Raw genomic sequence first — 23,446 nt, 5'->3', positions numbered from 1 at the left:
GGGCCAATAAGGGATGAACCATGACGCCGCGGATTTTGGTCTTCGCCGGATCGACGCGCACCGGAGCCTATAGCGGCAAGACGGCGGACGCGGCCATGAAGGAGTTGGCGCTGCAGGGCGCCGATGTCACCCGCATATCGCTGGCCGATTATCCGCTGCCCCTCATGAACCAGGACTTGGAACGCGAAAAGGGTGTTCCGGAAGATGCGGTGAAGCTCGCGCATATGATCGGCGCGCATGACGCGGTGCTGATCGCCACGCCGGAATACAATGCCTCCATTCCGCCGCTGCTCAAGAACACGGTCGACTGGGTGAGCCGTGTCAAGGCCGATGCCCAGGGGCGACCCTTCCGCGCCTTCAGCGGCAAGCTCGTCGCCCTCTGCTCGTCTTCGGATGGCGGCTATGCGGGCGTGCGCGCCATCAACCATCTGCGCGCCGTGCTCGTCCACTGCCAGGCGGATGTGATCACCCCGCAATGCTCGGTGCCACGCGCGCAGGAGGCTTTCGACGAGAAAGGGGACTTCCGCGAGGAGCGGCTGAAGAAGTCTATGGCCAAGGTCTGCGGCACGCTGATCGCGCATGCACGGCTGTTTGCCTCCCGCGCCACGCCATGATCGCCTATTATCTCACACACCCGCAGGTGGAGATCGAACCGGAGCGGCCCGTTCCCCTCTGGCGCCTGTCGGTTGTCGGACGCCGGCGCGTCGAAGTCATGCTGGATCAGGAGTGGTTGCGCACGCTCGGGCGGATTGTCTCCAGCGCCGAGACGAAGGCGGTCGAGGCGGCGGCGATCCTCGCCGCACATCTCCATATCCCAATGGAAGTGGAAGGCGATATGGGCGAGAATGACCGTTCCTCCACGGGCTTCATCGAGCCGGAGAAATTCGACGCGGCAGCCGATGCCTTCTTCGCCGAACCGGAAATGAGCTGGCGCGGCTGGGAGCGGGCGGTTGATGCGGCCGACCGCATCGAGGCGGCGGCGAACCGGGTCCTGAAGGATGCCGTGAAGCCCGTCCTCATGGTTGGGCACGGCGGCGTCGGCACGCTGCTCAAGTGCCGCATTGCCGGTCAGCCCATTGCCAGGGACCGCGACCAGCCGCCGGGCGGTGGCAACATCTACGCGTTTGGGATTGCCAGCCGCAGGCTGTTGTGCGACTGGACGCCGATGGAATCCTTTCGAGGGGTGGACGATGTCGGCTGACGAAATGCGCGAGCGCCTGATCGTCGGCCTGGATGTGCCGACCCTTGCCGAAGCCCGGAGAGTGGTGGACGCGCTTGACGATACCGTCAACTTCTACAAGATCGGCTACCAGCTCGCCTTCGCCGGCGGGCTCGATCTCGCCCGCGTTCTCGTCCGGGAAGGCAGGAAGGTCTTCCTCGACATGAAGCTGCTCGACATCGACAACACGGTCGCCAAAGGCGTGGAGAACATCGCCCGCATGGGCGTGACGATGCTCACCATCCATGCCTATCCCAAGGCCATGAAGGCGGCGGCGGCCGCAGCGGAAGGCTCCGGCCTCTGCCTGCTGGGCGTTACCGTACTCACCTCCATGGATGGGCAGGATCTGATCGACGCGGGCTACGAACACGACCCGCAGGCGCTGGTGCTGCGCCGTGCCGAGCAGGCACGAGAGGCCGGCATGGGCGGCGTGGTCTGTTCCGCGGCCGAGGCCGCCGCCGTGCGCGGTGTGGTTGGTCCCGAAATGGCGGTGGTGACACCGGGCATCCGGCCCGCTGGCGCCGCCCGTGGCGACCAGAAGCGCGTCGTCACCCCCACCGAAGCGATCCGCGCCGGCGCGAGCCACCTCGTCGTCGCCCGGCCCGTTGTCGCGGCAGGCGATCCCGCGTCCGCCGCCGCGAACATTCTTGCCGAGATGCAGGACGCGGCGCGCGACGGCTAGTCGGACAGGAGGAGCAGGAAATGCCCAAGGCCTATTGGATCGCCCATGTGGATGTTCGCGACCCCGAACGCTACAAGGACTACATCGCCACGGCGAAGCCCGCCTTCGAGAAGCATGGCGCGCGATTTCTTGCCCGCGGCGGCACCTATGAGGCCGTGGAGGGCCGCGGCCGCGGCCGCCATGTCGTGATCGAGTTCCCCTCGCTCCAGCACGCGAAGGATTGCTACAACGCCCCCGAATATCAAGCCGCCAGGGCCATCCGCCAGGCGGTGTCCGAGGGCGAGGTGATCATCGTCGAGGGCTATGAGGGCTGATCCCGCCGCCGCGGTTGCCCTTGCGGACATCCCCGCGGGTTATGGCATCCGCCCTTACGCGAGGGACGATGCGGCAGCGCTTGCGGCGGTGGAGACCCGCGCCTCCCGGCTTTTTGCGGAGCACGGCTTCCCGAGCCTCGTGCCGGACCCGCCGACGACGGCGGCGGCATTCCATTCCTTTGTGACGAAGTTCGAGACCGTCGTGTCGACGCATGCCGGGCAGGATCCGGTCGGCTACGCGGTCCTGCACCCCCTGGACCGATTTCTGCATCTGAGGGAACTCGCCGTCGATCCCGCCCATGGCCGGCGTGGCCTCGGTTCAGCGCTCGTGCGGTTCGCGATCGCCAGAAGCGTGGAGGAGAAGTGCGCCGGCGTGTCGCTGACCACCTTCCGGGATCTGCCGTTCAATCGGCCTTTCTATGCCGCGCACGGATTCGTGGAGTGCCCGCTGGACGAGGCGCCGCCGCCCCTGGCGCGGCAGTTCTTCCGTGAACTGCCGTCGGGGATCGCTCCCGAAACGCGTCTCCTGATGCTGCGCCGCAATTTGCTTGCGCGATCGTGATGCCACAGGCGATGCTGCGCCGCAGCATCGCCTCATTCGCCGGATAATTTTGAAAAAGCATGTGTTTCAAGGCAGTTCTTTGTTTCGGGATTCTATTGCATTGCACCAAAAGAGCGCTACTCTGTTCCAAGCGCTCGACGCCGCCCGCCTGAGCATCTGCCGGAAAGGTCTGCGATGTATTACCAGCTTTACGAGCTCAACCATGCTGCGCTTCAGCCGGCGCGGGCCTACGCCGATGCCATCAGGCTCTTCTACTCCAGTCCCCTGAATCCTGCCTCGGCCACCACCTGGGGCCGCTCGATCGCCGCGGCGGCCGAGATGTTCGAGCGCACGACGCGCCGTTACGGCAAGCCGGAATTCGGCATCGCCTCGACGGTCGTGGACGGCAAGAAGGTGCGTGTGCGCGAAAAGGTGGTCTGGTCGCGGCCCTTTTGCCGCCTGATCCATTTCGAGCGGGCGCTGCCTGCCACGCGCGCCCCGGATGTCAAGCTCCTGATCGTGGCGCCGATGTCCGGCCACTATGCCACGCTTCTGCGCGGCACGGTGGAGGCGATGCTGCCCCATGCCGACGTCTATATCACCGACTGGATCGATGCGCGCATGGTGCCGCTCTCCCAGGGCTCCTTCGATCTCGACGACTATATCGACTACCTGATCGAGATGTTCCGTATGCTTGGGCCTGGCGCGAGCGTGATGGGCGTATGCCAGCCCTCGGTGCCGGTCCTGGCCGCGGTGGCGCTGATGGAGGCGCGCGGCGACAAGAGCCTGCCCTCCTCCATGATCCTCATGGGCGGCCCCATCGACACCCGCAGGAACCCGACGGCGGTCAACCGGTTGGCGGAAGAGCACGGCATCGAATGGTTCCGCGATAACGTCATCATGCAGGTCCCCTGGCCCAATCCGGGCTTCATGCGGCTGGTCTATCCGGGATTCCTCCAGCTTTCGGGCTTCATGAGCATGAATCTCGACCGTCACATCATCGCCCACAAGGAGTTCTTCATGCATCTCGTGAAGGACGATGGCGATTCGGCCGAGAAGCACCGCGACTTCTATGACGAGTATCTGGCGGTGATGGACCTCACGGCCGAGTTCTACCTGCAGACGGTGGAGACGGTCTTCATCCGCCATGACCTCCCTAAGGGGGAGATGACCCACAGGGGCGAGCCTGTCGATCCGGCCGCGATCCGCTCCGTGGCGCTGTTGACGATCGAAGGCGAGAACGACGACATTTCGGGGATTGGCCAGACCCGGGCCGCGCATGACCTCTGCGTCAACATCCCGCCCGCGAGGCGCAGCCACTATCTGCAGCCCTCCGTCGGCCATTACGGCGTCTTCAACGGCTCGCGCTTTCGGAACGAGATCGTCCCGAGAATCACCGGCTTCATCGCGGAAAACCGTGGCAGCTCGGCTACACCCGGCCGCAAACCGGCATGATAACCGGGGCTTTTCCCCAGGCCCCGGTAACCATGACGTGAAAATCCGGGCATTCCCAATTGACAGCTCCCCATAAAAGTTCGTTAACTTTCCATTAACGAGAATAAATGGTTGGGGAGCGGCTTATGGCTGCCAAGCGGGCGGGGTTCGTCGCCGCACTTATTCTGTTGTCCACTGCCGGGATCGGTGCGAGCCCGGCCGTCGGATCAGGCCTGATGGCCACGGGTGCGGTCACGTCGCAGCCGATCGGTCACTACGAGTTCTGCCGGGCCAATCCAAGGGAATGTACCATCCGCCCCCGGGACGCCGGCCCATTAGCGCTGAGCAGTGCCCTGATGGCCAGGATCGAGAAGATCAACCTGGCTGTCAACAGGGCCGTCAAGCCGCTGAATGACAGCGAAATCTACGGCAAGGAAGAGGTCTGGGCCTATCCGAACAGGGGGGTGGGGGATTGCGAGGACTACGTCCTGGAAAAGCGGCGTCTGTTGAACGCTGCCGGCATCTCCCTGTCCGATCTGCTCATCACCGTGGTGCGCAAGCCGGACGGCGAGGGACACGCGGTGCTGACCGTGCGCACGAATCAGGGGGACTTGATCCTCGACAATCTCAGCGACGACGTGAAGCTGTGGAGCCACACACGCTATCGCTTCCTCAAGCGGCAGGCGACCACCAACACCGGCCAGTGGGTGAGTTTGCGCGACGAGAACAACCTGCTCGTCGGCGCAGTGGAGAAATAAGCGCATCCGACATCGCGGAACGCGTACACCTTTCCCATCGAGGCGGGTTCTCGGATCGAGAGAAATTTTACGCAGACAAGAGCCGCTGCCGTTCAGCAGCGGCTCTTGAGTTTCGCGCGTCTTCTCGCTAGATGTCGCCCTACCAGACCGGGCCCCTCTGGCAGCTCCCTTGGGCTGTGATGTCGGACTGGAAGTCCAAATCGGGTGGCCCGATGTTCGCGGAGTTCCATCGGCATTGGTGAAGGTCCGCCCAGGCAGCACAGACGCTGCATGAGCGACCGGCGATGTCCGCGGGCGGGGCACCTCAATCAACATTGGGTGCTAAATGAGCGAGCTTTTCAGCGCTGACGTTCTCTCCGCTTTCCTCCAAGTCATCATGATCGATCTGGTCCTGGCCGGTGACAATGCCATCGTCATCGGCCTGGCGGCCGCCGGCCTGCCGAAGGAGCAGCGGGCCAAGGCCATTCTCATGGGCATCATCGCCGCGACGGTGTTGCGCATCGGTTTCGCCGCAGTCACGACGCAGCTTTTGCAGATCGTCGGTCTTCTGCTTGCCGGCGGCATTCTCCTGCTCTGGGTGTGCTGGAAGATGTGGCGCGAGCTGCGGGCCAACCACAATCACGAGCTCGAGGGTGAGGAGGCGCTCGAGAATCGCGATCTGAACGCCGACGGAACGGTCGCCGGCGGCGTGCCGCGCAAGAGCTTCGCGCAAGCCGCCTGGCAGATCGTCATCGCGGATGTTTCCATGTCGCTCGACAATGTCCTGGCCGTCGCGGGTGCTGCACGCGATCATCCCGTCGTGCTCGTTTTCGGTCTCGGCCTCTCCATCGCGCTGATGGGCGTGGCCGCTTCCTTCATCGCCCGGCTTTTGAACAAGCATCGCTGGATTGCCTATGTGGGCCTCCTGATCATTCTCTATGTGGCGTTGGAGATGATCTATCGCGGCGGCAACGAGGTCTTCGGCTACATCAACGGCGCCTGAGGCAAGGCGCATCCTGCAGCCCCCGTTCCAATGAACGGGGGCCGCTCCGACCGAAAAGCAAAACAACTTGTCGACGCGTGGACTCCGCCGGCGTGAAGGCCTACATCAGGGCGGTGATCAAGCCCGCCTTGCGCGGGCCTGCCTGAGGAAACCATGAACGATTTGTCCGGCCGTCCGCCCTTTCTTCGCCTTTCCGATGAAGACAATGTCGCCGTGGCCGTCCGCGCGCTCGAGCCCGCAACGCTTCTGACCGGCACCGTGCGCGCGGCAAGCCGCATTCCCTTCGGTCACAAGGTGGCGCTCGTGCCGGTGGCTGCCGGCGAGGCGATCAGGAAGTTCGGCCAGATCATCGGCTTTGCCAAGGCGCCGATCGCGCCGGGCGAGTGGGTGCACGAGCACAATGTCGAGATGGGCGATTTCGAGCGCGATTATCGTTTCTGCGAGGACGCCCGCCCGATCAATGTGCTCCCGCCCGAGGAGCAGGCGACCTTCCAGGGCTATCGCCGTTCGAACGGCCGTGTCGGCACCCGCAACTATGTCGGCATCCTCACCAGCGTCAACTGCTCGGCCTCGGTCGCCCGCTTCATCGCCGAGGCCGCGAATCGCTCCGGCCTCCTGGACGATTATCCTGATATCGACGGCGTCGTGGCCTTCACCCATGGCACGGGCTGCGGCATGGCCGGTACTGGTGAGGGCTTCGACATCCTGAAGCGCACGCAATGGGGCTATGCCGCCAATCCCAATCTCGGCGGCGTGCTGATGGTGGGCTTGGGCTGCGAGGTCTTCCAGATCGCCCGCCTCAAGGAGCTTTACGGGATCGAGGAAGGCGACGCCTTCCGCTCCTTCACCATTCAGGATACGGGTGGCACCCGGCGCTCCATCGAGGCCGGCCTGGAGGTCGTGAAGGAGATGCTCCCCGCGGTCGCCGCCGCCATGCGCGAGACGGTGCCCGCCTCCGAGATCAAGCTCGCCCTCCAATGCGGCGGGTCCGACGGGTACTCCGGCATCACAGCCAATCCCGCTCTTGGCGTGGCGGCCGACATGCTCGTGCGCAACGGCGGCACGGCGGTTCTTTCCGAAACACCGGAGATCTATGGTGCCGAGCATCTTCTCACCCGCCGCGCGGCAAGCCGCGAGGTGGGCGAGAAGCTGGTGGAGCGCATCCATTGGTGGGAGGAGTACACCGCCCGCCTCAAGGGCGAGATGAACAACAATCCCTCGCCGGGCAACAAGGCCGGCGGGTTGACCACCATTCTGGAGAAATCCCTGGGCGCGGCGGCCAAGGGCGGTTCCACGCCGCTGACCGCCGTCTACGAATATGCCGAGCCGATCACGGAGAAGGGCTTCGTGTTCATGGACACGCCGGGCTACGACCCGGTCTCCGCTACGGGCCAGGTGGCGGGCGGCTGCAACGTCATCTGCTTCACCACCGGCCGCGGCTCCGCCTATGGCTGCAAGCCCACGCCCTCGATCAAGCTCGCCACCAACTCGCCCATGTATGAGCGCATGGCGGAGGACATGGACATCAACTGCGGCGATGTTCTCGAAGGTGTGTCGCTGCAGGAGAAGGGACGGCAGATCTTCGACGAGGTGCTCGCCGTCGCCTCCGGCAAACGCACCAAGTCCGAGCAACTCGGCTATGGCGACAACGAGTTCGTCCCCTGGCAGGTCGGCGCGGTGATGTAGCGCCAGTAGGCGCGCAGCTGTCCTTGCAAAGAAAAAGGCTGAAGCGGTGCGCTTCAGCCTTCCATAAGGAAAATGCCCGCCGGGGCGGGCATTTGCGTTCGGCTCAATAGCCGCGCGGGCACGCGGCGGTGTAGCGGCGTCCGTACTCGTCGCGATAGATGCACTGGTTGGAGCCTTCGGATGCACGCCCGATCAGCGCACCGGCGATCGCGCCGACTGCGCCGCCGACGACCGCGCCTTCAAGGTCGTCGCCCGCAACGGCCGCACCGACTGCCGCGCCGCCCACGCCGCCGATCGCCGCGCCCTGCTGGGTGGGGGTGCAGGCAGCGGCAGCGAGAAGGAACGGAACCACAACAATGAGCTTCTTCATGAGGTCTCTCCAAAATGGCGTTGCACCGGCACAATTCGCCACGCGGCATTTCGTTCCGGGCCTATTGACGCGCGCGATGCTCCACCGTCCGGGCTCCCGCGTCAAGCGCCCGGCGGCAATTCGGCGCGAATGCGCCAAATTCGTCACAGATGGAATAATTTCGAGGCCCAAGGGCTGAGGGCGTTCCCTGCCGATCATCCGTCGATGCTGGCCCTCGATTCGGCCGACCGGGATGCCGTCTCGTCGAGATATTGGCTGTAGCTCACGCAGCGCACGTCGGGTTTGACGCACACTTCCTCGGCGAACCGCTCCAGCGCCTGCCAGTAGGCGCCGTTGTTCATCAGCGTGAAATGAAAGCCGAGCTGCAGCGGGACCCGCTCTCCCCCATATTCCCGTTCGAAAGCCGTGCGGAAGGCGTCGAAGGCGCGCTCGGCGAAGAGATCGGCCTGGCTCGGCCGTTCGAACCCGCCGGAATGGCGGACATAGAGATTGTAGTCCATGGCGATCACGCGCTTCTTCGCCGGCCCCTCTGGGATGAGGGGTAGCGAGAAGTGGACGATGCCGCCATTCTTCGTCGGTTTGGCCGGCCCGCGTGAAACGGCGCTGGCGTCGTAGCTGAAGCCGTTTTCTGCAAGCGCTGCCGAAAGGGCCGGGCCGATCGCCAGATAAGGGGCGCGGAATCCTTCCAGACCGTTTTCGGCGAACACGCGCCACCCTTCCGGCTCCCCGGCAAGCCCGTTGATCTGCCAGGCATCGCGCAGGATGGTGCGGAACTGGTCGAATTCCCTGTCCCAGTCGGCTTCGCTCCACTTGCCGCCGTCGAAATGCCCGCAGGCATGGCTGGCGATCTCGTGCCCTTCGCCGCGCGCTGCCCAGATCTGGTCGAGGCGTGCGTGCACGTCCTCCGCCGAAGCGGCGAAGCCGATATTCGACCTGCCCGCCTTCATACCCGGCGCGCGGTAGATCTGTTTCGTCTCCGGCGAGAGCAGGTAGACACAGGATAGGAAATAGGTGAAGCGCGCGCCGGTGCGCTGGCCCAGCGAGCGGCTGCGTTCCCACTGCTCGATGAAAGAAGCGCTGTCGAAGGAGATGATGACATATTGCGGCGGGCGCGGCGCCCTTTCGGCCAGTGCTGCTGCGGGGAGCAGGGTGAGGGCGAGGGCGCCGAGACGCGTAAGAAGTGACATGTGAAAACCGATATAGATGAACCCCACCCGCCGGTAGGAAGCAATTATGGCGGGGAGTGGACTTCGTGAGGAATTTGCACAGGTTTGGTAAACGTCTGGACCGGCGGGCTGCGAGGCCCGCTTCTGCAGATGAAGGACGGAGGATGAAATGACCGATGGCAAGCGACCCGCGATTGCGCGCATCTGGCGCGGCCGGACGACACGGGATCGGGCGGACGAATATGAGGCCTACAACTACGAGGCCGGCGTAAAGCCGCTCATCGAGAAGGCGCTGGGCGTGCAGACCTTCCGCGAAGATCGCGGCGACGAGACCGAGTTCATGACGATCTCCTATTGGGAGAGCGTGGAGGCCATGAGTGTGTTCGCCGGGTCCGATCCCACCCGGATCCATCACCTCCCGCGCGACGCCGAATTTCTGATCGAGCTGCCGGAGCAGGTGCAGATTCTCCGCCTGCTCAGCAGCCACGGCACCACGGGCTGAGTGCGCCGGTCCCTGCGGCCGGTCTTTCTTGCGTCAAAATGCGGTGCGTAGAACCCGTGCGGTATGCAGGGGATTTCGCGCGACCCCTTCCATGTGCGGGAAATTCAGTTAAAAGCCGTGGGCGAGGCCGCCGGCCGGGAAGAACAGGGTATAGATGTCCGACGACAGTTTCATTCGCGAAGTCAACGAAGAGCTTCGCCAGGACCAGATGAAGGCGCTGGGGCGGCGCTATGGGCCGATCGCCATTGGCATTGCGGTGCTGGCGGTGCTGGGCACGGCTGCCTGGGTGGCCTACGACTACTGGTCGACCTCGCGCGCCAACGCTTCGGGCGACCGCTTCGCGCAGGCGCTGGAGCTTTCCGAGGAAGGCAACAACCAGGAGGCGTTGGAGGTTCTGCAAGACCTCGAGGAGACCGGCGCCGGCGCCTATCCCATGCTGGCGCGCCTGCGCGCTGCCACCGCACTCGCAGACAGCGGCGATGTGGAAGGCGCGATCGCCGGCTTCGATGCGGTCGCCAATGACGGCTCCGCGCCGGCGGCGATCCGCGACATGGCACGCCTGCGCGCCGCGCTCCTGCTCGTCGACCACGGATCCTATGCCGATGTGGCCGCGCGTGTGGAGGCGTTGACCGCCGACGGCAATCCCATGCGCCATCTCGCCCGCGAGGCGCTGGCGCTCGCCGCCTGGAAGGAAGGCGACCGCGAGAACGCACTCGCCCTTTTCGGCCAGATCGCCGATGACGAGCAGGCACCGCAAGGGGCCCGTCAGCGGGCGGAGATGATGTCGGATCTCATCGCCGGTTCCGGCAGCGGCCAGTCTGGATAGTCCCCATGACCTTCAAGGTCGCCATTGTCGGCCGGCCCAATGTCGGCAAGTCGACCCTCTTCAACAGGCTCGTCGGCCGTCGCATCGCGCTGGTCGACGACACGCCGGGGGTGACGCGTGACAGGCGCGTCCATCCCGCTCGCCTGCTCGACCTGCGTTTCGACGTGGTCGACACCGCCGGCCTCGAAGAGGCCGCTGCCCCCACGCTCGCCGGGCGCATGCGCGCCCAGACGGAGACGGCGATCGAGGAAGCCGACCTCGTTCTCTTCATGATCGACGCGCGCGCCGGGCTGATGCCGGACGACCAGGCCTTTGCCGAGGTGGTGCGCCGCAAGGGCAAGCCCGTCGTGCTGGTCGCAAACAAGACCGATGTGCGCGGCACCGATGCGGGCGTGCTGGAGTCCTTCGGCCTGGGTCTGGGCGAGCCGGTCGCCGTTTCCGCCGAGCATGGCCAGGGCTTGGCCGAGCTGCGCGACGCCATCGCCGAATATATGGGCGAGGCGGCGGAAGAGGAGGAAGCGCAGGTGGAAGGGGAGGGCGCTGCGCCTCTGATCGGCGAGGACATCGATCCGGATTCGGAGGAGACCCGCTATGATCCGACGAAGCCCATCCGCATTGCCGTGGTCGGCCGGCCGAATGTCGGCAAATCGACGCTCATCAACGCGCTGATCGGCGAGGAGCGCCTCCTGACCGGTCCCGAAGCGGGCATCACCCGCGATTCGATCTCCGTCGACTGGCATTGGCGCGGCCGCGAGATCAAGCTGTTCGATACGGCCGGCATGCGGCGCAAGGCGCGCGTGCAGGAAAAGCTCGAAAAGCTCTCCGTCGGCGAAACGCTGCGCGCCATCCGCTTCGCCGAAGTGGTGATCGTGGTCTTCGATGCCACCATGCCCTTCGAGAAGCAGGACCTGCAGATCGCCGATCTGATCCTTCGCGAGGGACGGGCGCCCGTCATCGCCTTCAACAAGTGGGACCTGATCGAGAACCGCCAGGAGAAGCTGGCGGAATTGCGCGAGAAGACCGAGCGCCTGCTCCCGCAGGCCCGCGGCCTGCGCGCCGTCACCCTCTCGGCCGAAACCGGGCGCGGGCTCGACCAGCTCATCCAGGCCGCCGTCGACACGCATCAGGTGTGGAACCGCCGTATCCCGACAGGGCCGCTGAACCGTTGGCTGGAGCAGGCCACCACCCGGCATCCGCCGCCCGCGGTGGCCGGCCGGCGGCTGAAGGTGAAATATATGACGCAGGTGAAGGCGCGGCCGCCCGGTTTCGTGCTCTCCTGCTCGCGCCCCGAGGCCATGCCCCAGTCCTATATCCGCTATCTCGTCAACGGCCTGCGCGACGCCTTCGACATCCATGGGGTGCCGATCAGGATTTCGCTGCGCACATCCGAGAACCCCTATGCGGGAAGGGCGCGCAAGCGGGGTTAGATCGCATCCCGCCTGCGCTCCAGGCTCATCTCCACGGGTGGGCCGTTGCGGATGGTCTGATAGACGACGCAATACCGCTCCGTCAGCTTGAGAAGCTGGTCGAGGCTTTCCTGCGGCGCATCGGTGTCGAGCAGGAAGGCGAGACGGATCTCCGCGAAACCCACCGGCGCGTCCTTGGCAACGCCGAGCGTGCCGCGGAAATCGAGATCGCCCTCCGCCGCTATCTCGCCGGACCTGACTGGGATCTCCAGCGCGGTGGCCACCGCCTTCAGGGTCACGCCGGCGCAGGCCACCAGCGCTTCGAGCAGCATGTCTCCGGAGCACAGTTCCGCCCCTGAGCCGCCGGTCCCTGGATGCAGGCCCGCTACGGCCAGCGAACGGCCGGTCTCCACCTTGCAGGCGATGATTTCATTGTCGAGGCTACCGCGCGCCTTGAGCGTGATGCACGCGGATAGGGGATCGGAGCGGTAGTGCTCCTTCAGCGGCGCCTGGATGGCGCGCAATGTGGTGGCGTCCATGGCCATGTCCTCCGTGTTCCCGCTTTTGCCGGCGGGAGGCGGAGACCATGATACGCCGATGCGTTGAGCGGAGGGAGCGGAATAGTCACAGGCAGTGGCGGGAGGACGCCTGAGATCCTCCTTTTGCGGGACATTTCACCGCAGGGCCGGGAAGATCGTCTCCGAAGTCTCATTCCCTCCATTTTCGTGCCCCCGTTAACCGGCGATCAAGGTTAACGAAATAGGCTCGGAACAGTCAGCGTTTTTAGTTTCGAGAGGGTGCGGGTGTTTGCTTCAGGTGTAAGGCGGCGTAGGGCGCCAGGGCAGGAACGCTCACATTTTCCTTCCCTCGCTCTGGCTCTCGGTTTCTGGCTCGGCTTCCCCACGGTTGTCGCCTACCAGGATATGGTGAGCCTGGTTTCCGGGCAGGAGGTGCAGGCGCGCTGGGCGGCCGTGGTCGAGCGCTCGGTGGCCGGCTCCGTGCATCAGGCAGAGATGCCCTTCAAGAACCAGGATATGCCGGTCTCCACCATGTCCGGTGCCGGCCTGGACACGCCGGGCGTCGGCGAGGTCGCGTTCCGCACCCACGGCAAGGCGGAGGAGGGCTCGGACGAGAAGAACATCAACCGCGCCGCCAAGCAGGGCCGCCTGGTAAAGACCCTGCCGATGGCGCCGCCGCGCCTCTTCAACGCGGGCTCGATCTTCGAGCAGACCAGCCTGCTCAAGCCCGAGCCGGTCGGCGAGATGCTGATGGCCTTCACCAAGCCGGAGATCAGGGGCAAGGAGGTGCAGATCGCCTCGGCCTTCTACATCAAGCACGAGGCACAGCAAGACTTGCCGGCCGTCATCGCCGATCTGGTGAACAACGAGAAGGCGGATATCCTGGCCACCGCCTACGCGCCGGCGGAGCCGGATTATGCCAAGGCCTCGCCCTTCGCCAGCATCCTGCGCGACGAGGATGACGGCCGTTTCATCCCGCCGGTCCCGCCGAGCGATCATCCCTGGGCGCGCACGCCCCTGCCGCCCGAGGTCTTCTCCGAGCGCGAGCAGCAATGCCTTGCGGCCGGCATCTATTTCGAGGCGCGCGGCGAGCCGGTGCGCGGCCAGGCGGCCGTGGCCCAGGTCATCCTGAACCGCGTGCGCAACCCGGCCTATCCGAACTCGATCTGCGGTGTCGTCTACCAGAACGAGAAATGGCGCAACCGCTGCCAGTTCTCCTTCGCCTGCGACGGCATCAAGGACCGCGTGGCGAGCCCCGGGCACTTCCGCACCGCCAAGGAGGTGGCCATGGCCGTCACCGCGGGCAAGATCTGGCTCGATGAAGTGGGCTCCTCCACCCACTACCACGCCACCTATGTCCATCCGCGATGGGCGAGGGCCATGGAGAAGACCAAGAAGATCGGCCAGCACATCTTCTACCGCACCTACGGCGGCGGGTGGAATTAGTGCGGCAGCCCTCTCCACGGGGGAGGGCGGGGCCGCATGCGCGGCGGGAAACGGTGCGATTCCCCGGTCATGGGAAGGTGCGTTGCGGCAGACGCTTTGTCGCACCGATGTAACACGCTGAATATAAAAGAGAAAAACGCGCACCAACATCGGTGCTGCGCGGCTTGACTGCCGCAAGCCCGCTCACTATGTTGCGCGCGACTTCGAGGCGGGGGATCCGCTGGCCGAAAACCGGCGTGGAGGCTCTGATGACCCATCAGCAAGAGCCGGGCGATCTGGAGAAGCGGCGGCGCGATCTCGAGGCGGCCCTGGCGTTGCGAAAGCCGAAAGTGCCGAGCGATGCAGGGGGCGCGAAGACAGGCGGTGTGGGCGGTTTCGGGAATGCGCTGCGGCTTTCCAGCGAATTCATCGCCGGCATCCTTGTTGGAGCGGGCCTGGGCTGGTTCATCGACAGGATGGCCGGCACCTCGCCTTGGGGACTGATCATTTTCCTGCTCCTGGGTTTCGGGGCGGGAATTCTTAATGTCCTGCGTTCGGCGGGACTTGTAGCTGAATTCGGATCGAAGGCGCCGGAAAAGGGCGGCAGTGATCCGCGGGAAAAGAAGTAGGCGCTTTCGCGCCGCGTGTTGAGGACGAGGGGATCCCAGTGGCCACAGACCCGATCCACCAGTTTCAGATTTCGAAATTGATACCGATCGAAATCGGCGGCCTCGATTTTTCCTTCACCAATTCTTCGGCCTTCATGCTTGCCACCGTGGCCGGCGCCGGTGCGTTCCTTTATCTGACCACGTCGAGCCGTGGTCTCGTTCCGGGCCGGCTGCAGTCGGTTTCGGAAATGGCCTACGAGTTCGTGGCCTCGATGTTGCGTGACGCGGCGGGCAGTCAGGGAATGCGGTTCTTCCCCTTCGTCTTCTCACTCTTCATGTTCGTGCTGGTGGCGAACCTTCTCGGGCTGTTCCCCTATTTCTTCACCGTCACGAGCCATATCATCGTCACCTTCGCGCTGGCGCTCCTCGTCATCGGGACGGTGCTTGTCTATGGCTTTCTGAAACACGGTTTCGGGTTCCTGAAGCTCTTCGTGCCGAGCGGCGTTCCGGCGGTGCTGGTGCCGCTGGTGGTCACGATCGAGGTCGTCTCCTTCCTTTCCCGGCCGATCAGCCTCTCGGTCCGTCTTTTCGCCAATATGCTGGCCGGCCACATCACGCTCAAGGTTTTCGCCGGCTTCGTCACGTCGCTGGGCGCCCTTGGCGTGGCGGGCGCCGCCGGCGCGGTGCTGCCGCTTGCCATGACCGTGGCGCTCACCGGTCTCGAATTCCTGGTCGCCTTCCTGCAGGCCTATGTCTTTGCGGTTCTCACCTGCATGTATCTCAACGACGCCCTGCACCCGGGCCACTAGGAAAAGTTCACCGGCGGGCCTCCGCCAGACCAATCTGAAATCCAGACCCACAAGGAGTTCGTAAGATGGAAGTAGAAGCAGCAAAGGCAATCGGCGCGGGTATCGCCTGCCTCGGCATGGGCGGTGCCGGCATCGGCCTTGGCCATATCTTCGGTAACTACCTGGCGGGCGCGCTGCGCAACCCGTCCGCTGCCGACGGTCAGTTCGGCCGCCTGATCTTCGGCTTCGCCGTGACCGAGGCGCTTGGCATCTTCTCGCTGCTGGTGGCGCTGCTTCTCCTCTTCACCTAATCGGCGGTTTCGTGCCTGGACCGGCCGCGGCTCGCGGCCGGTTTCGACCACAAGGGGAAAGCCATGTTCGTGGCACCGGCATTCGCGCAGGAGGCGGCTGATCAGGCCGTCGGCGAAACACATACGGAAACGGGCGTTGCGGAAGGCGGCGCGCATGAGGGCGCCTTTCCTCCCTTCGACGCTTCCACCTATCCTTCGCAGCTTCTCTGGCTGGCCATCACCTTCGGGCTGTTCTACCTGTTCCTGAAACGGGTGGTCCTGCCGCGCATCGGCAGCATCCTGGAAGTGCGGCGCGACCGCATCGCCCAGGATCTCGATCAGGCCGCGCGCATGAAGGAAGAGGCCGACGCTGCGGTGGCTGCTTACGAGCAGGAACTTGCCGAGGCGCGCAAGAAGGCCTCCCAGATCGCGCAGGAAGCGCGTGACAACGCCAAGGCGGAGGCCGAGGCCGAGCGCCGCAAGGTAGAAGCCGGCCTGGACGCCAAGCTCAAGGATGCCGAGGATCGGATTGCCGAGATCAAGACTTCGGCGCTGAAGGATGTCGGCGCGATTGCCGAGGACACGGCCGCGGCCATCGTCCAGGAGCTTGTCGGCGGCAAGGTCGACAAGGCCTCGCTCTCGGCGGCGGTGAAGGCCTCACAGCAGTAGGAGAGGGATGCATGGACGCGACGTTCTGGGCGCTGGTTGCGCTGATCATCTTTATCGGCATTCTCCTCTACGTGAAGGTGCCGGCCATGCTCGCGGGCTCGCTCGACAGCCGTGCCGATCGCATCCGCAACGAGCTCGAGGAGGCGCGTCGGCTGCGCGAGGACGCCCAGCAGCTGCTCGCCGAGTACCAGCGTAAACGCCGCGAGGCCGAGCAGGAGGCGAAGGACCTCGTCGACGCCGCCAAACGGGAAGCGAAGCTTATCGTTTCCGATGCGAAGGCGAAGACGGAAGAGTATGTCGTGCGCCGCACGGCCCTGGCCGAACAGAAGATCGCCCAGGCCGAACGGGATGCGGTGAACGAGGTGCGGGCGAACGCGGTCGATGTCGCGATCGCCGCCGCCGGCAGGCTGCTGGCCGACCGGGTCGACGCCAAGACCGGCGGGGACCTCTTCAAGGCGTCGCTTCAGGAAGTGAAGTCGAAGCTGAACTGAGCCTGCCGCACTGTTCTGAAAAAACGCCGCCCCTCGGGGCGGCTTTTTTACTCTGAAACGCTTCAAGGTGCCTGCCCTCTGCTGCGCACGTGAACGCGTCGCCGCCGCGCCCAGGAGGCTATGTCGACGGCGCCTCGTATGGGATGTCGAGCAGCCGGCAGAGGTCCTGCAGGCATTCCTCGAAGACGGGCGACAAGTCGCTATAGGCGAACCCGATCTGGTTGAGCACCTCCATGCAGAGCAGGCCGTAGAGCCGCATCCAGCAGGAGAGGAAGATATAGGCCGCTTCAGGAGGCAGGGCGCCCTCGATCTTCTCCGAATAGGCGCGCAGTTGCGCGGCGAGCGAGGGGTCCATGTCCTCGATGCTCGGGAGCGGGAAACGCCGCGTGCGCCAGATCGCCACGATTTCCTCCAGGAAAACCTGTCCGAAGGCGCGGCCCGTCTGGCTTACATTGGCGCAGCGTTCCGGCCCCGCCGGGGAAGCGGGCGTGGCGAACAGGCACCCGAACTCTGTCGGATGCGCGATCGCCCATTCGCGCAGGCCGCGGCTGATGGCAAGCAGGCGGCGCTCGGGTCTGTCGGCACCGCTCCCGTCGCGCGCCGAGGTCAGCGCCGCCACCAGCTCGGAATAAAGGTCGCTGCGCACGGCTTCGATCAGGTCGCCCTGGCTCGGATAATAGCGATAGAGTGCGGGTCCGCTCATGCCCATCTTCCGCGCCACGGCATTGACCGTGACCGCCGGGGCGCCCTTCTTGACGAGAAGATCGCGGGCGATTTCCCGGATCTCCGCCATGGTGGCTTCCCTGAACTTCTCTCTGCGGCTCGGTCTCTTGGCGGCCTCGGTGGACATCTTGACCGTCGATGATCGTGTTGAACTTTATAGAGGTCTGCGGACAATGCCGCATGGTCACGGCAGCTGCCCTCGGGCCGGCTGACATTCGGCGGTCTCGGAGTGCGCCCTAGTGCTCACAGGCCCTAACTGACGTTAGACTATATAACGGCAACAGCCCGCGCAAGCGGCTCCCTTCCGAACAATGCCTTCCGGGTGATGCCTCAGTTTGAGAGCTGGCAATCGCCTCGCTGGAAGCGCAGGGTATCGTCTCGACGATAGGTTGCGAAGGTTTTCATCCGGCATGCAATGGACTAGAGGGTGTCCGTTCCGAGCATTCCTCATTCGCGGTGCGCGATCGCACCCGTCCGATGCCCTTGCGAGTCATTCTCCATGAGCCGCTTTCATTGCGGTGTCGATTTCGGCACCACCAACTCCACCGTCGGTCTCTGCGCAAGCGGCGGCGACCCATTTCTGATCCCCGTCGAGGACGACGATCTCACCATCCCGTCGGCACTCTTTTTCAGCCTGGAGGACGGCAGCGTGCATTTCGGCCGGTCGGCCGTTCATCAGTATATGGACGGCGCGGAGGGACGTTTCATGCGGGCACTGAAGTCGATCCTCGGCACCAGCCTGATGAAGGAGACCACACAGGTCGGCCGCGACCGCCTGACCTTCCAGGGACTGATCGGCCGCTTCCTCCGCCATCTGAAGGAGCGCCTCGAACAGCAGCCCAGCGGCATGCCCGATCATGTGGTGCTGGGTCGGCCCGTTTCCTTCGTCGATGGTGACGGGACCGCCGACCGCACCGCGCAGGATCAGCTCGAGGCTGCCGCACGTGCGGAGGGCTTCCGTCACGTGGAGTTCCAGTTCGAGCCGGTCGCCGCAGCACTCCACTTCGAACGCTCGCTCAATGAAGAAGCGCTCGCCCTCGTGGTCGACATCGGCGGCGGGACGTCCGATTTTTCGGTTCTGCGGCTTTCGCCCGAGCGCTCGCGCGCGGCGGATCGGCGCGGCGACATTCTGAGCACGTCGGGTGTCCATGTCGGCGGGACCGATTTCGACCGCTGCCTCAACATCGCGAAGGTCATGCCGCATATGGGGCTCGGCACGAAGACCCGCGACGGCAAGCGCCATCTGCCGGTGTGGTATTTCAATGACATGGCGACCTGGCACAGGATCAACCAGCTCTATACGGCGAAGACCCTGCAGGATATCCGGTCCTTGGCGCGCGAGGCGGCCGAGCCGGAAAAGCTCGCGCGCTTCGAGCATCTGCTGGTCCACCGTTCCGGCCACAGGCTCGCGGCCCAGGTGGAGAAAGCCAAGATCGAACTGACGGATGCACCAGACACCGTCATCCATCTCGACGAGTCGGGCCTGTCGCTGGCGCTGCCGGTCAGCCGCGGCGCATTCGACGCGGCGAGCGCCGAACTGGTGGAAAAGATCGGCGTCGCGATCGAAGACGCCCTTCGCGGTGCGGGAGTGGCCGCGGGGGCGATCGAAACCGTTATCCTGACAGGTGGCGGCGCACAGGTTCCGTTGGTGCGGACGGCCGCGACCGCGCGGTTCCCCGATGCCCGCATCGCCCGGTCCGACCAGTTCGGCTCGGTCGGACTGGGACTCGCCGTCGACGCCGCCCGGCGGTTCGCGTAGCCCTTGTTGCATGGGCGGGCGCATTGAGTTCCGTTAAGGCCATGCCGCTGGACGGATCCAAGGGCCGGCGTTGAAAAAGGCGAATCTTGGGACGGAGGAAAGGGCGCCCTGTGCCGACCCTTTCTGGGAACGGCTGGTTCGTGCTCAATCACGGCCTTCCAGCAGAAGAATCCAGGGAAGCGGCAGGCCCGAGCGCTTCAGACGGAGACATCACCGCTTTTCCGCTTCACACCCGCAAATGGCCTGCGCGCGCTCTGGCGGAGAGCCGTCACGTGACGAAGCCGGCCTCCGGCTGCTCCGCCGGAATCGCGGCCGCCTCGTCGGCCGAGGGCTTGAACGGCGAGAAGCTCATGCGGTGAAGCCGCGAGACGGGACCATGTTCGAGGATCGCCGACCGGTGGCGCTCTGTGGCGTAGCCCACATGGCTGTCGAAACCGTAATGCGGCATGAGCGTGCCCGTCCGCACCATCATGCGGTCCCGCGTCACCTTTGCCACAATGGACGCCGCCGCGATCGACTGCGAACGCTGGTCGCCCTTGACCACGGCGCGGCAGGGGCAGGGCAGCCCCGGGGGATGTCGCGCCCGTCCGCCAGCGCATAGGCGGGAGGCAGGCAAAGCCCCTCGAGCGCACGCCGCATCGCCTCTAGGCTGGCCTTCAGGATATTCGATCCGTCGATGCTGCCCGCGCAGAGCGAGGCGACGGAGACGGCGAGCGCTGCGCCGAAGATGTCGCTGACCAGCGCCTCGCGCGCCTCCGCCGTCAGCCGCTTGGAATCGTCGAGCCCCCGGGGATGCGATCGGGGTCGAGCACGACCGCCGCCGCCACCACGGGCCCGGCGAGCGGGCCGCGGCCAGCCTCATCGAGCCCCGCCACGGGCGCGAGACCCTCGCGCATGATGCCGGCCTCCAGCGTGAAATCCGGACGCACGGGCAAGTCGAAGAGAAGCGGAGAATCGGAACACGATGAAGCCATGGCGGCGATGCTTGCATCGCTTCCGATTCTCCGCAAGCCTTTCCCGGCAGGTGGGGCAAAAAAGCCGGAAAGGCCGCCGTCGGCCCGGGTGCGGGGCTGCGACGGTCATTCCGGGCGGCGTGGGGCTTCACCGGCCCGGAGAACCACTATTCCTTCCTGTGCGAGGGGAGCATTGGCGCTTCCGCCTGCTGTCCGCCCGCGGCATCTGCCGCTCGAAGCGCGGATGATGCCCGTTCCCCAATCCTTCTTTTCTCCGTACCGCGGCGCCTAAAGCAGGCTCAACTGCTCGCCTTCGCCTTTTCCCGCCTTGAAGAGATCCGTCCTGAGCTTCCGGCGCTCGAGGTTGAGGCCTATGCGCCGTGCGGCGATCTCGAAGCGGCGACCGATCTGCCAGGCGTAGGGACCCGTGCCCCGCATGCGCTTGCCCCATTCCGCATCGTAGTCCTTGCCGCCGCGCATCGAGCGGACGAGCGACATCACGTGCCTGTAGCGGTCCGGATAGTGCCGCAGGAGCCAGTCCTTGAAGATCGGGCTCACCTCGAGCGGCAGGCGCAGGATCACATATCCCGCCTCGCGCGCGCCCGCGGCATGGCCCGATTCGAGGATACGCTCGATCTCGCTGTCGTTGAGGCCGGGAATGACCGGCCCGATCATCACCGAGGCTGGCACGCCCGCATCGCTCAGGCTGCGAACCGCCTCCAGCCGGCGCGTGGGCGTGGCGGCCCTGGGCTCCATGGTGCGGGCGAGCCGCCGGTCGAGCGTGGTGACCGAAAGCGCCACCTTGGCAAGTCCCCGTTCGGCCATGCGCGAGAGGATGTCGATGTCACGCGTGACGAGCGCAGACTTGGTGACGATCCCCACGGGATGGTTGTGCGCGTCGAGCACTTCGAGGATCTCGCGCATGATGCGCCATTTCTTCTCGATCGGCTGGTAAGGGTCCGTATTGGTCCCGATCGCGATCGTGCGCGGCTCGTAACCGGGCTTTGCCAACTCCCTTTCGAGAAGCCGCGCGGCATCGGGCTTGGCGAACAGCTTCGATTCGAAATCCAACCCCGGCGAAAGCCCCATATAGCTATGCGTCGGCCGCGCGAAACAGTAGACGCAGCCGTGCTCGCAGCCGCGATAGGGATTGATCGAGCGGTCGAACGAGATGTCGGGCGAGGTGTTGCGCGTGATGATGGTGCGGGGCTTTTCCACCTGCACCTCGGTCCTGAAGGGCGGCAACTCCTCCAGCGTCTCCCACCCGTCATCGAAGACATGGCGCGTCAGCGGCTCGAACCGGCCACTCGGATTCACGCCTGCGCCGCGCCCTCTCCGGCGATCCTCGCCGATGCGCAGGCCCGCATCCTCGATCACCGCATTTGCCATGGCAGAACCTCCACCGCTGAAAGCGGCAATGTCTGCCCGTGCGATCTGTTCCATTACTGCCTCCGCGCCATGCGACCGGTGCGCCATCTTGAGATGAATCTATTCCTACTCTCGGAATGAGAACAAATCAAGAACATTTGCGCACAATCACAGAACGCGGAAAAAGGCGCTCAGCGTGGCCATCTGTGGATATTGCCGCTCATGAGACGCCGCCGCCGCGCTTCAGGTGCTCATCGAGCCGGGGCATGATCTCGACGAAGTTGCAGGGCGTGTGCCGGTAGTCGAACTGGTCCCTAAGGATGGAATCCCAGGCGTCGCGGCAGGCGCCGGGCGACCCCGGAAGCACGAAGACGAAGGTCTGGCCGATCAGCCCGGCGGTCGCGCGCGACTGGATCGTGGAGGTGCCGATCTTCTCGAAGGAGATTCTGTGGAAAACCTGTGAAAACCCGTCCATGCGCTTTTCGAACAGGGGTTCCAGCGCCTCCGGCGTCACGTCGCGGCCGGTGAAACCAGTTCCCCCGGTGGTGATCACGGCATCCACGCGCGGGTCGGCGCACCAGGCCTGGACGAGGCGGCGGATGCGGCCTGAGTCGTCGGGCACGATGGCCCGGTCGACGACTTCGTGGCCGGCCTCTCCGATGCGGTCCGCCAGGGTCTGGCCGGATTTGTCGTCCGCCAGGGTCCGCGTGTCGGAGACGGTAAGCACGGCAAAGCGCACGGGGATGAACTGCCGTTCAGGCATGGCCGAACTCCGGTGTCGAGGTCATGGTCGTGGTCGCCTGCACCAGCCAGCGGGGATGCCTGCCGGCGATCGCGATGCCCGCGCGCCGGGCCTCTCCCGGCGTCTTGAAGATGCCGTAGCAGGTGGCGCCGGAGCCGGACATGCGCGCGATCAGCGCCCCTTCCGTCCGCATCTGGCCCAGCACCCCGCCGATTTCGGGCATCAGCGAAAGCGCGGGCGGTTCCAGATCGTTGCGGGCGCGCCGCAGCCAGTCCACCAGTTCCGCCAGCCCCGCATCGGGGGGAAGGGCGCGCAAGGGCGGGTTCTCGCGCTCCATGAGGGCGGCGAAGACTACCGGCGTCGCCAACGGCAGGCCGGGATTGACGAGCAGGATGGAAAGCGGGGGCAGCGAAGGAACAGGCTCCAGTGTCTCGCCGATCCCGCGCGCGATCAGCGGCCGGGCGGCAAGGCACATGGGGATGTCCGCGCCGAGCCGGACACCTATTTCCGCCAGCGCTGCCGGTTGCGCATCGATGCCCCAGAAGCGCACGAGAAGATTGAGGGCGGCCGCTGCGTCGCTGGAACCGCCGCCCACGCCCGCTGCCACGGGCAGGTTCTTCTCGAGGGTGAGTGCGACCGGCCGCTCCGCGCGCGCGCCGAACCGCTCCCGCAGGAGGTCACGCGCCCTGAGCACCAGGTTGGCCTCGCCGGGAAGTCCCGCGGCGAAGGGCCCGCGGACCGAGAAGGAGTCGCGGTCCGCCGCCGCCGCGGTGAGCCGGTCGCCATAGCCGGCGAAGACGACGAGGCTTTCCAGCGTGTGATAGCCGTCGTCGCGGCGGCCCGTGACATGGAGCGCCAGGTTGATCTTCGCCGGTGCGGCGCTCTCGAGCTTCATCGTGAAGCCGTTCAGTCCTTCGCCAGACGGTATTCGCCGGTCCGGGGATCCTTGACCAGGGTTCCCATGCTGCCCGTAGCCGCTTCCTGCCGGGCGCGCTCCATGCGCTTCGTCACGCGTTCCGCTTCGCGCAGGAAGGCGCGGTAGCCGAAGATGGCCACGGTGGCGATGAGGGCGAAGAAGATCAGTTGCGGCATGGCCAAATGCCTCCTTGGCGGCGATCGATGTCATTCTAGGGCATGATCCCGAAAAGTGGATGCCGGTTTTCGGAAAAGATCATGCTCAAGCAAAAAGTTGGATCATGATGCCGATTCAACGAGGCGGCATCATG

At 65.3% G+C, this 23,446-nt stretch carries 27 protein-coding genes and 1 pseudogene; 19 read left to right on the top strand and 9 right to left on the bottom strand.

The annotated features are described in order from the left end of the window. Positions 1 to 20 precede the first annotated feature (20 nt). From PVE73_RS18925 to PVE73_RS18885, 9 genes are all read left to right on the top strand, one after another. Complete coding sequence (locus tag PVE73_RS18925) at positions 21 to 614, top strand: NAD(P)H-dependent oxidoreductase (RefSeq protein WP_277363728.1); 594 nt, start codon at positions 21 to 23, stop codon at positions 612 to 614. Continuing rightward, on the top strand, positions 611 to 1,201 hold the full coding sequence (locus PVE73_RS18920; protein ID WP_277363727.1) for a histidine phosphatase family protein: 591 nt from the start codon (positions 611 to 613) through the stop codon (positions 1,199 to 1,201). The genes PVE73_RS18925 and PVE73_RS18920 overlap by 4 nt, the downstream gene beginning before the upstream one ends. Beyond that, positions 1,191 to 1,901, top strand: coding sequence for an orotidine-5'-phosphate decarboxylase (gene pyrF, locus PVE73_RS18915; protein ID WP_277363726.1), 711 nt, complete (start codon positions 1,191 to 1,193; stop codon positions 1,899 to 1,901). Before PVE73_RS18920 ends, pyrF begins: the two co-directional genes overlap by 11 nt. Before the next feature lie 20 nt (positions 1,902 to 1,921). Beyond that, positions 1,922 to 2,215 carry a DUF1330 domain-containing protein gene (locus PVE73_RS18910; RefSeq protein ID WP_277363725.1) on the top strand — a complete coding sequence of 98 codons (294 nt, stop codon included), beginning with the start codon at positions 1,922 to 1,924 and terminating at the stop codon, positions 2,213 to 2,215. After that, positions 2,205 to 2,777, top strand: coding sequence for a GNAT family N-acetyltransferase (locus PVE73_RS18905; RefSeq protein WP_277363724.1), 573 nt, complete (start codon positions 2,205 to 2,207; stop codon positions 2,775 to 2,777). Before PVE73_RS18910 ends, PVE73_RS18905 begins: the two co-directional genes overlap by 11 nt. Positions 2,778 to 2,951: 174 nt before the next feature. After that, positions 2,952 to 4,211 (top strand): polyhydroxyalkanoate depolymerase, encoded by a 1,260-nt coding sequence (locus PVE73_RS18900; protein WP_277363723.1) that lies wholly within the window; start codon positions 2,952 to 2,954, stop codon positions 4,209 to 4,211. A 125-nt stretch (positions 4,212 to 4,336) separates the two neighbouring features. After that, on the top strand, positions 4,337 to 4,948 hold the full coding sequence (locus tag PVE73_RS18895) for a transglutaminase-like cysteine peptidase (protein WP_277363722.1): 612 nt from the start codon (positions 4,337 to 4,339) through the stop codon (positions 4,946 to 4,948). Between the two features lie 325 nt (positions 4,949 to 5,273). Continuing rightward, positions 5,274 to 5,930: a TerC family protein gene (locus PVE73_RS18890; protein ID WP_277363721.1), complete on the top strand. Its 657-nt coding sequence runs from the start codon at positions 5,274 to 5,276 to the stop codon at positions 5,928 to 5,930. Positions 5,931 to 6,083: 153 nt separating this feature from the next. Further along, positions 6,084 to 7,616: an altronate dehydratase family protein gene (locus PVE73_RS18885; protein WP_277363720.1), complete on the top strand. Its 1,533-nt coding sequence runs from the start codon at positions 6,084 to 6,086 to the stop codon at positions 7,614 to 7,616. 103 nt (positions 7,617 to 7,719) lie between these two features. On the opposite strand, the gene PVE73_RS18880 is transcribed toward PVE73_RS18885, so the two are convergent. After that, positions 7,720 to 7,986: a YMGG-like glycine zipper-containing protein gene (locus tag PVE73_RS18880; protein WP_277363719.1), complete on the bottom strand. Its 267-nt coding sequence runs from the start codon at positions 7,984 to 7,986 to the stop codon at positions 7,720 to 7,722. A gap of 194 nt (positions 7,987 to 8,180) precedes the next feature. Beyond that, positions 8,181 to 9,173, bottom strand: a complete 993-nt coding sequence (locus PVE73_RS18875) for a polysaccharide deacetylase (protein ID WP_277363718.1) — start codon at positions 9,171 to 9,173, stop codon at positions 8,181 to 8,183. 148 nt (positions 9,174 to 9,321) lie between these two features. Between PVE73_RS18875 and PVE73_RS18870 the strand changes: the two genes are divergently transcribed. The 3 genes from PVE73_RS18870 (at position 9,322) to der (ending at position 11,907) form a co-directional block, all read left to right on the top strand. Further along, complete coding sequence (locus tag PVE73_RS18870) at positions 9,322 to 9,654, top strand: hypothetical protein (RefSeq protein ID WP_277363717.1); 333 nt, start codon at positions 9,322 to 9,324, stop codon at positions 9,652 to 9,654. Between the two features lie 154 nt (positions 9,655 to 9,808). Beyond that, on the top strand, positions 9,809 to 10,480 hold the full coding sequence (locus PVE73_RS18865; protein ID WP_277363716.1) for a tetratricopeptide repeat protein: 672 nt from the start codon (positions 9,809 to 9,811) through the stop codon (positions 10,478 to 10,480). A gap of 5 nt (positions 10,481 to 10,485) precedes the next feature. Continuing rightward, entirely contained in the window at positions 10,486 to 11,907 is a 1,422-nt protein-coding gene (gene der, locus PVE73_RS18860) for a ribosome biogenesis GTPase Der (protein WP_277363715.1), read from the top strand. On the opposite strand, the gene PVE73_RS18855 is transcribed toward der, so the two are convergent. Further along, complete coding sequence (locus tag PVE73_RS18855; RefSeq protein ID WP_277363714.1) at positions 11,904 to 12,425, bottom strand: OsmC family protein; 522 nt, start codon at positions 12,423 to 12,425, stop codon at positions 11,904 to 11,906. The two genes, der and PVE73_RS18855, sit on opposite strands and share 4 nt — an antisense overlap. A 333-nt stretch (positions 12,426 to 12,758) precedes the next feature. On the opposite strand from PVE73_RS18855, the gene PVE73_RS18850 reads away from it, so the two are divergent. From PVE73_RS18850 to PVE73_RS18825, 6 genes are all read left to right on the top strand, one after another. Further along, on the top strand, positions 12,759 to 13,850 hold the full coding sequence (locus PVE73_RS18850) for a cell wall hydrolase (RefSeq protein ID WP_277367508.1): 1,092 nt from the start codon (positions 12,759 to 12,761) through the stop codon (positions 13,848 to 13,850). A gap of 248 nt (positions 13,851 to 14,098) precedes the next feature. Next, a complete protein-coding gene (locus PVE73_RS18845; protein ID WP_277363713.1) occupies positions 14,099 to 14,458 on the top strand; it encodes an AtpZ/AtpI family protein in 360 nt (119 codons plus the stop codon). A gap of 38 nt (positions 14,459 to 14,496) precedes the next feature. Next, complete coding sequence (locus PVE73_RS18840; protein WP_277363712.1) at positions 14,497 to 15,246, top strand: F0F1 ATP synthase subunit A; 750 nt, start codon at positions 14,497 to 14,499, stop codon at positions 15,244 to 15,246. 65 nt (positions 15,247 to 15,311) lie between these two features. Next, on the top strand, positions 15,312 to 15,536 hold the full coding sequence (locus PVE73_RS18835; RefSeq protein ID WP_008595464.1) for a F0F1 ATP synthase subunit C: 225 nt from the start codon (positions 15,312 to 15,314) through the stop codon (positions 15,534 to 15,536). A 63-nt stretch (positions 15,537 to 15,599) separates the two neighbouring features. Continuing rightward, on the top strand, positions 15,600 to 16,184 hold the full coding sequence (locus tag PVE73_RS18830) for a F0F1 ATP synthase subunit B (protein WP_277363711.1): 585 nt from the start codon (positions 15,600 to 15,602) through the stop codon (positions 16,182 to 16,184). An 11-nt stretch (positions 16,185 to 16,195) separates the two neighbouring features. Next, on the top strand, positions 16,196 to 16,675 hold the full coding sequence (locus PVE73_RS18825) for a F0F1 ATP synthase subunit B (RefSeq protein ID WP_277363710.1): 480 nt from the start codon (positions 16,196 to 16,198) through the stop codon (positions 16,673 to 16,675). A 118-nt stretch (positions 16,676 to 16,793) separates the two neighbouring features. On the opposite strand, the gene PVE73_RS18820 is transcribed toward PVE73_RS18825, so the two are convergent. Continuing rightward, complete coding sequence (locus PVE73_RS18820; protein WP_277363709.1) at positions 16,794 to 17,468, bottom strand: TetR/AcrR family transcriptional regulator; 675 nt, start codon at positions 17,466 to 17,468, stop codon at positions 16,794 to 16,796. A gap of 429 nt (positions 17,469 to 17,897) precedes the next feature. Between PVE73_RS18820 and PVE73_RS18815 the strand changes: the two genes are divergently transcribed. Then, complete coding sequence (locus PVE73_RS18815; RefSeq protein WP_277363708.1) at positions 17,898 to 19,157, top strand: Hsp70 family protein; 1,260 nt, start codon at positions 17,898 to 17,900, stop codon at positions 19,155 to 19,157. A gap of 268 nt (positions 19,158 to 19,425) precedes the next feature. Here the strand turns inward: PVE73_RS18815 and PVE73_RS18810 are convergent. The 5 genes and pseudogenes from PVE73_RS18810 to PVE73_RS18790 all read right to left on the bottom strand — a co-directional run bounded on the left by PVE73_RS18810 (position 19,426) and on the right by PVE73_RS18790 (position 23,312). Further along, positions 19,426 to 20,131: pseudogene (locus tag PVE73_RS18810) on the bottom strand (ribonuclease HII). A 267-nt stretch (positions 20,132 to 20,398) separates the two neighbouring features. Further along, positions 20,399 to 21,553, bottom strand: coding sequence for a PA0069 family radical SAM protein (locus tag PVE73_RS18805; RefSeq protein ID WP_277363707.1), 1,155 nt, complete (start codon positions 21,551 to 21,553; stop codon positions 20,399 to 20,401). 145 nt (positions 21,554 to 21,698) lie between these two features. Next, positions 21,699 to 22,241 carry a molybdenum cofactor biosynthesis protein B gene (gene moaB, locus PVE73_RS18800; protein WP_277363706.1) on the bottom strand — a complete coding sequence of 181 codons (543 nt, stop codon included), beginning with the start codon at positions 22,239 to 22,241 and terminating at the stop codon, positions 21,699 to 21,701. After that, positions 22,234 to 23,115, bottom strand: a complete 882-nt coding sequence (locus PVE73_RS18795; RefSeq protein WP_277363705.1) for a 4-(cytidine 5'-diphospho)-2-C-methyl-D-erythritol kinase — start codon at positions 23,113 to 23,115, stop codon at positions 22,234 to 22,236. The genes moaB and PVE73_RS18795 overlap by 8 nt, the downstream gene beginning before the upstream one ends. Positions 23,116 to 23,126: 11 nt before the next feature. Next, a complete protein-coding gene (locus PVE73_RS18790) occupies positions 23,127 to 23,312 on the bottom strand; it encodes a hypothetical protein (RefSeq protein ID WP_277363704.1) in 186 nt (61 codons plus the stop codon). Positions 23,313 to 23,446: the final 134 nt, after the last annotated feature.

Source organism: Chelativorans sp. AA-79 (assembly GCF_029457495.1).
Classification (GTDB): domain Bacteria; phylum Pseudomonadota; class Alphaproteobacteria; order Rhizobiales; family Rhizobiaceae; genus Chelativorans.
The sequence above is the reverse complement of the archived record's forward strand: the minus strand, read 5'-3'. Positions and strand labels throughout refer to the sequence as shown.

Coding starts and splice junctions, on each gene's coding strand:
- PVE73_RS18925 (WP_277363728.1), top strand. CDS start 21: ATGACGCCGCGGATTTTGGTCTTCGCCGGATCGACGCGCACCGGAGCC.
- PVE73_RS18920 (WP_277363727.1), top strand. CDS start 611: ATGATCGCCTATTATCTCACACACCCGCAGGTGGAGATCGAACCGGAG.
- pyrF (WP_277363726.1), top strand. CDS start 1,191: ATGTCGGCTGACGAAATGCGCGAGCGCCTGATCGTCGGCCTGGATGTG.
- PVE73_RS18910 (WP_277363725.1), top strand. CDS start 1,922: ATGCCCAAGGCCTATTGGATCGCCCATGTGGATGTTCGCGACCCCGAA.
- PVE73_RS18905 (WP_277363724.1), top strand. CDS start 2,205: ATGAGGGCTGATCCCGCCGCCGCGGTTGCCCTTGCGGACATCCCCGCG.
- PVE73_RS18900 (WP_277363723.1), top strand. CDS start 2,952: ATGTATTACCAGCTTTACGAGCTCAACCATGCTGCGCTTCAGCCGGCG.
- PVE73_RS18895 (WP_277363722.1), top strand. CDS start 4,337: ATGGCTGCCAAGCGGGCGGGGTTCGTCGCCGCACTTATTCTGTTGTCC.
- PVE73_RS18890 (WP_277363721.1), top strand. CDS start 5,274: ATGAGCGAGCTTTTCAGCGCTGACGTTCTCTCCGCTTTCCTCCAAGTC.
- PVE73_RS18885 (WP_277363720.1), top strand. CDS start 6,084: ATGAACGATTTGTCCGGCCGTCCGCCCTTTCTTCGCCTTTCCGATGAA.
- PVE73_RS18880 (WP_277363719.1), bottom strand. CDS start 7,986: ATGAAGAAGCTCATTGTTGTGGTTCCGTTCCTTCTCGCTGCCGCTGCC.
- PVE73_RS18875 (WP_277363718.1), bottom strand. CDS start 9,173: ATGTCACTTCTTACGCGTCTCGGCGCCCTCGCCCTCACCCTGCTCCCC.
- PVE73_RS18870 (WP_277363717.1), top strand. CDS start 9,322: ATGACCGATGGCAAGCGACCCGCGATTGCGCGCATCTGGCGCGGCCGG.
- PVE73_RS18865 (WP_277363716.1), top strand. CDS start 9,809: ATGTCCGACGACAGTTTCATTCGCGAAGTCAACGAAGAGCTTCGCCAG.
- der (WP_277363715.1), top strand. CDS start 10,486: ATGACCTTCAAGGTCGCCATTGTCGGCCGGCCCAATGTCGGCAAGTCG.
- PVE73_RS18855 (WP_277363714.1), bottom strand. CDS start 12,425: ATGGACGCCACCACATTGCGCGCCATCCAGGCGCCGCTGAAGGAGCAC.
- PVE73_RS18845 (WP_277363713.1), top strand. CDS start 14,099: ATGACCCATCAGCAAGAGCCGGGCGATCTGGAGAAGCGGCGGCGCGAT.
- PVE73_RS18835 (WP_008595464.1), top strand. CDS start 15,312: ATGGAAGTAGAAGCAGCAAAGGCAATCGGCGCGGGTATCGCCTGCCTC.
- PVE73_RS18830 (WP_277363711.1), top strand. CDS start 15,600: ATGTTCGTGGCACCGGCATTCGCGCAGGAGGCGGCTGATCAGGCCGTC.
- PVE73_RS18825 (WP_277363710.1), top strand. CDS start 16,196: ATGGACGCGACGTTCTGGGCGCTGGTTGCGCTGATCATCTTTATCGGC.
- PVE73_RS18820 (WP_277363709.1), bottom strand. CDS start 17,468: ATGGCGGAGATCCGGGAAATCGCCCGCGATCTTCTCGTCAAGAAGGGC.
- PVE73_RS18815 (WP_277363708.1), top strand. CDS start 17,898: ATGAGCCGCTTTCATTGCGGTGTCGATTTCGGCACCACCAACTCCACC.
- PVE73_RS18805 (WP_277363707.1), bottom strand. CDS start 21,553: ATGGAACAGATCGCACGGGCAGACATTGCCGCTTTCAGCGGTGGAGGT.
- moaB (WP_277363706.1), bottom strand. CDS start 22,241: ATGCCTGAACGGCAGTTCATCCCCGTGCGCTTTGCCGTGCTTACCGTC.
- PVE73_RS18795 (WP_277363705.1), bottom strand. CDS start 23,115: ATGAAGCTCGAGAGCGCCGCACCGGCGAAGATCAACCTGGCGCTCCAT.
- PVE73_RS18790 (WP_277363704.1), bottom strand. CDS start 23,312: ATGCCGCAACTGATCTTCTTCGCCCTCATCGCCACCGTGGCCATCTTC.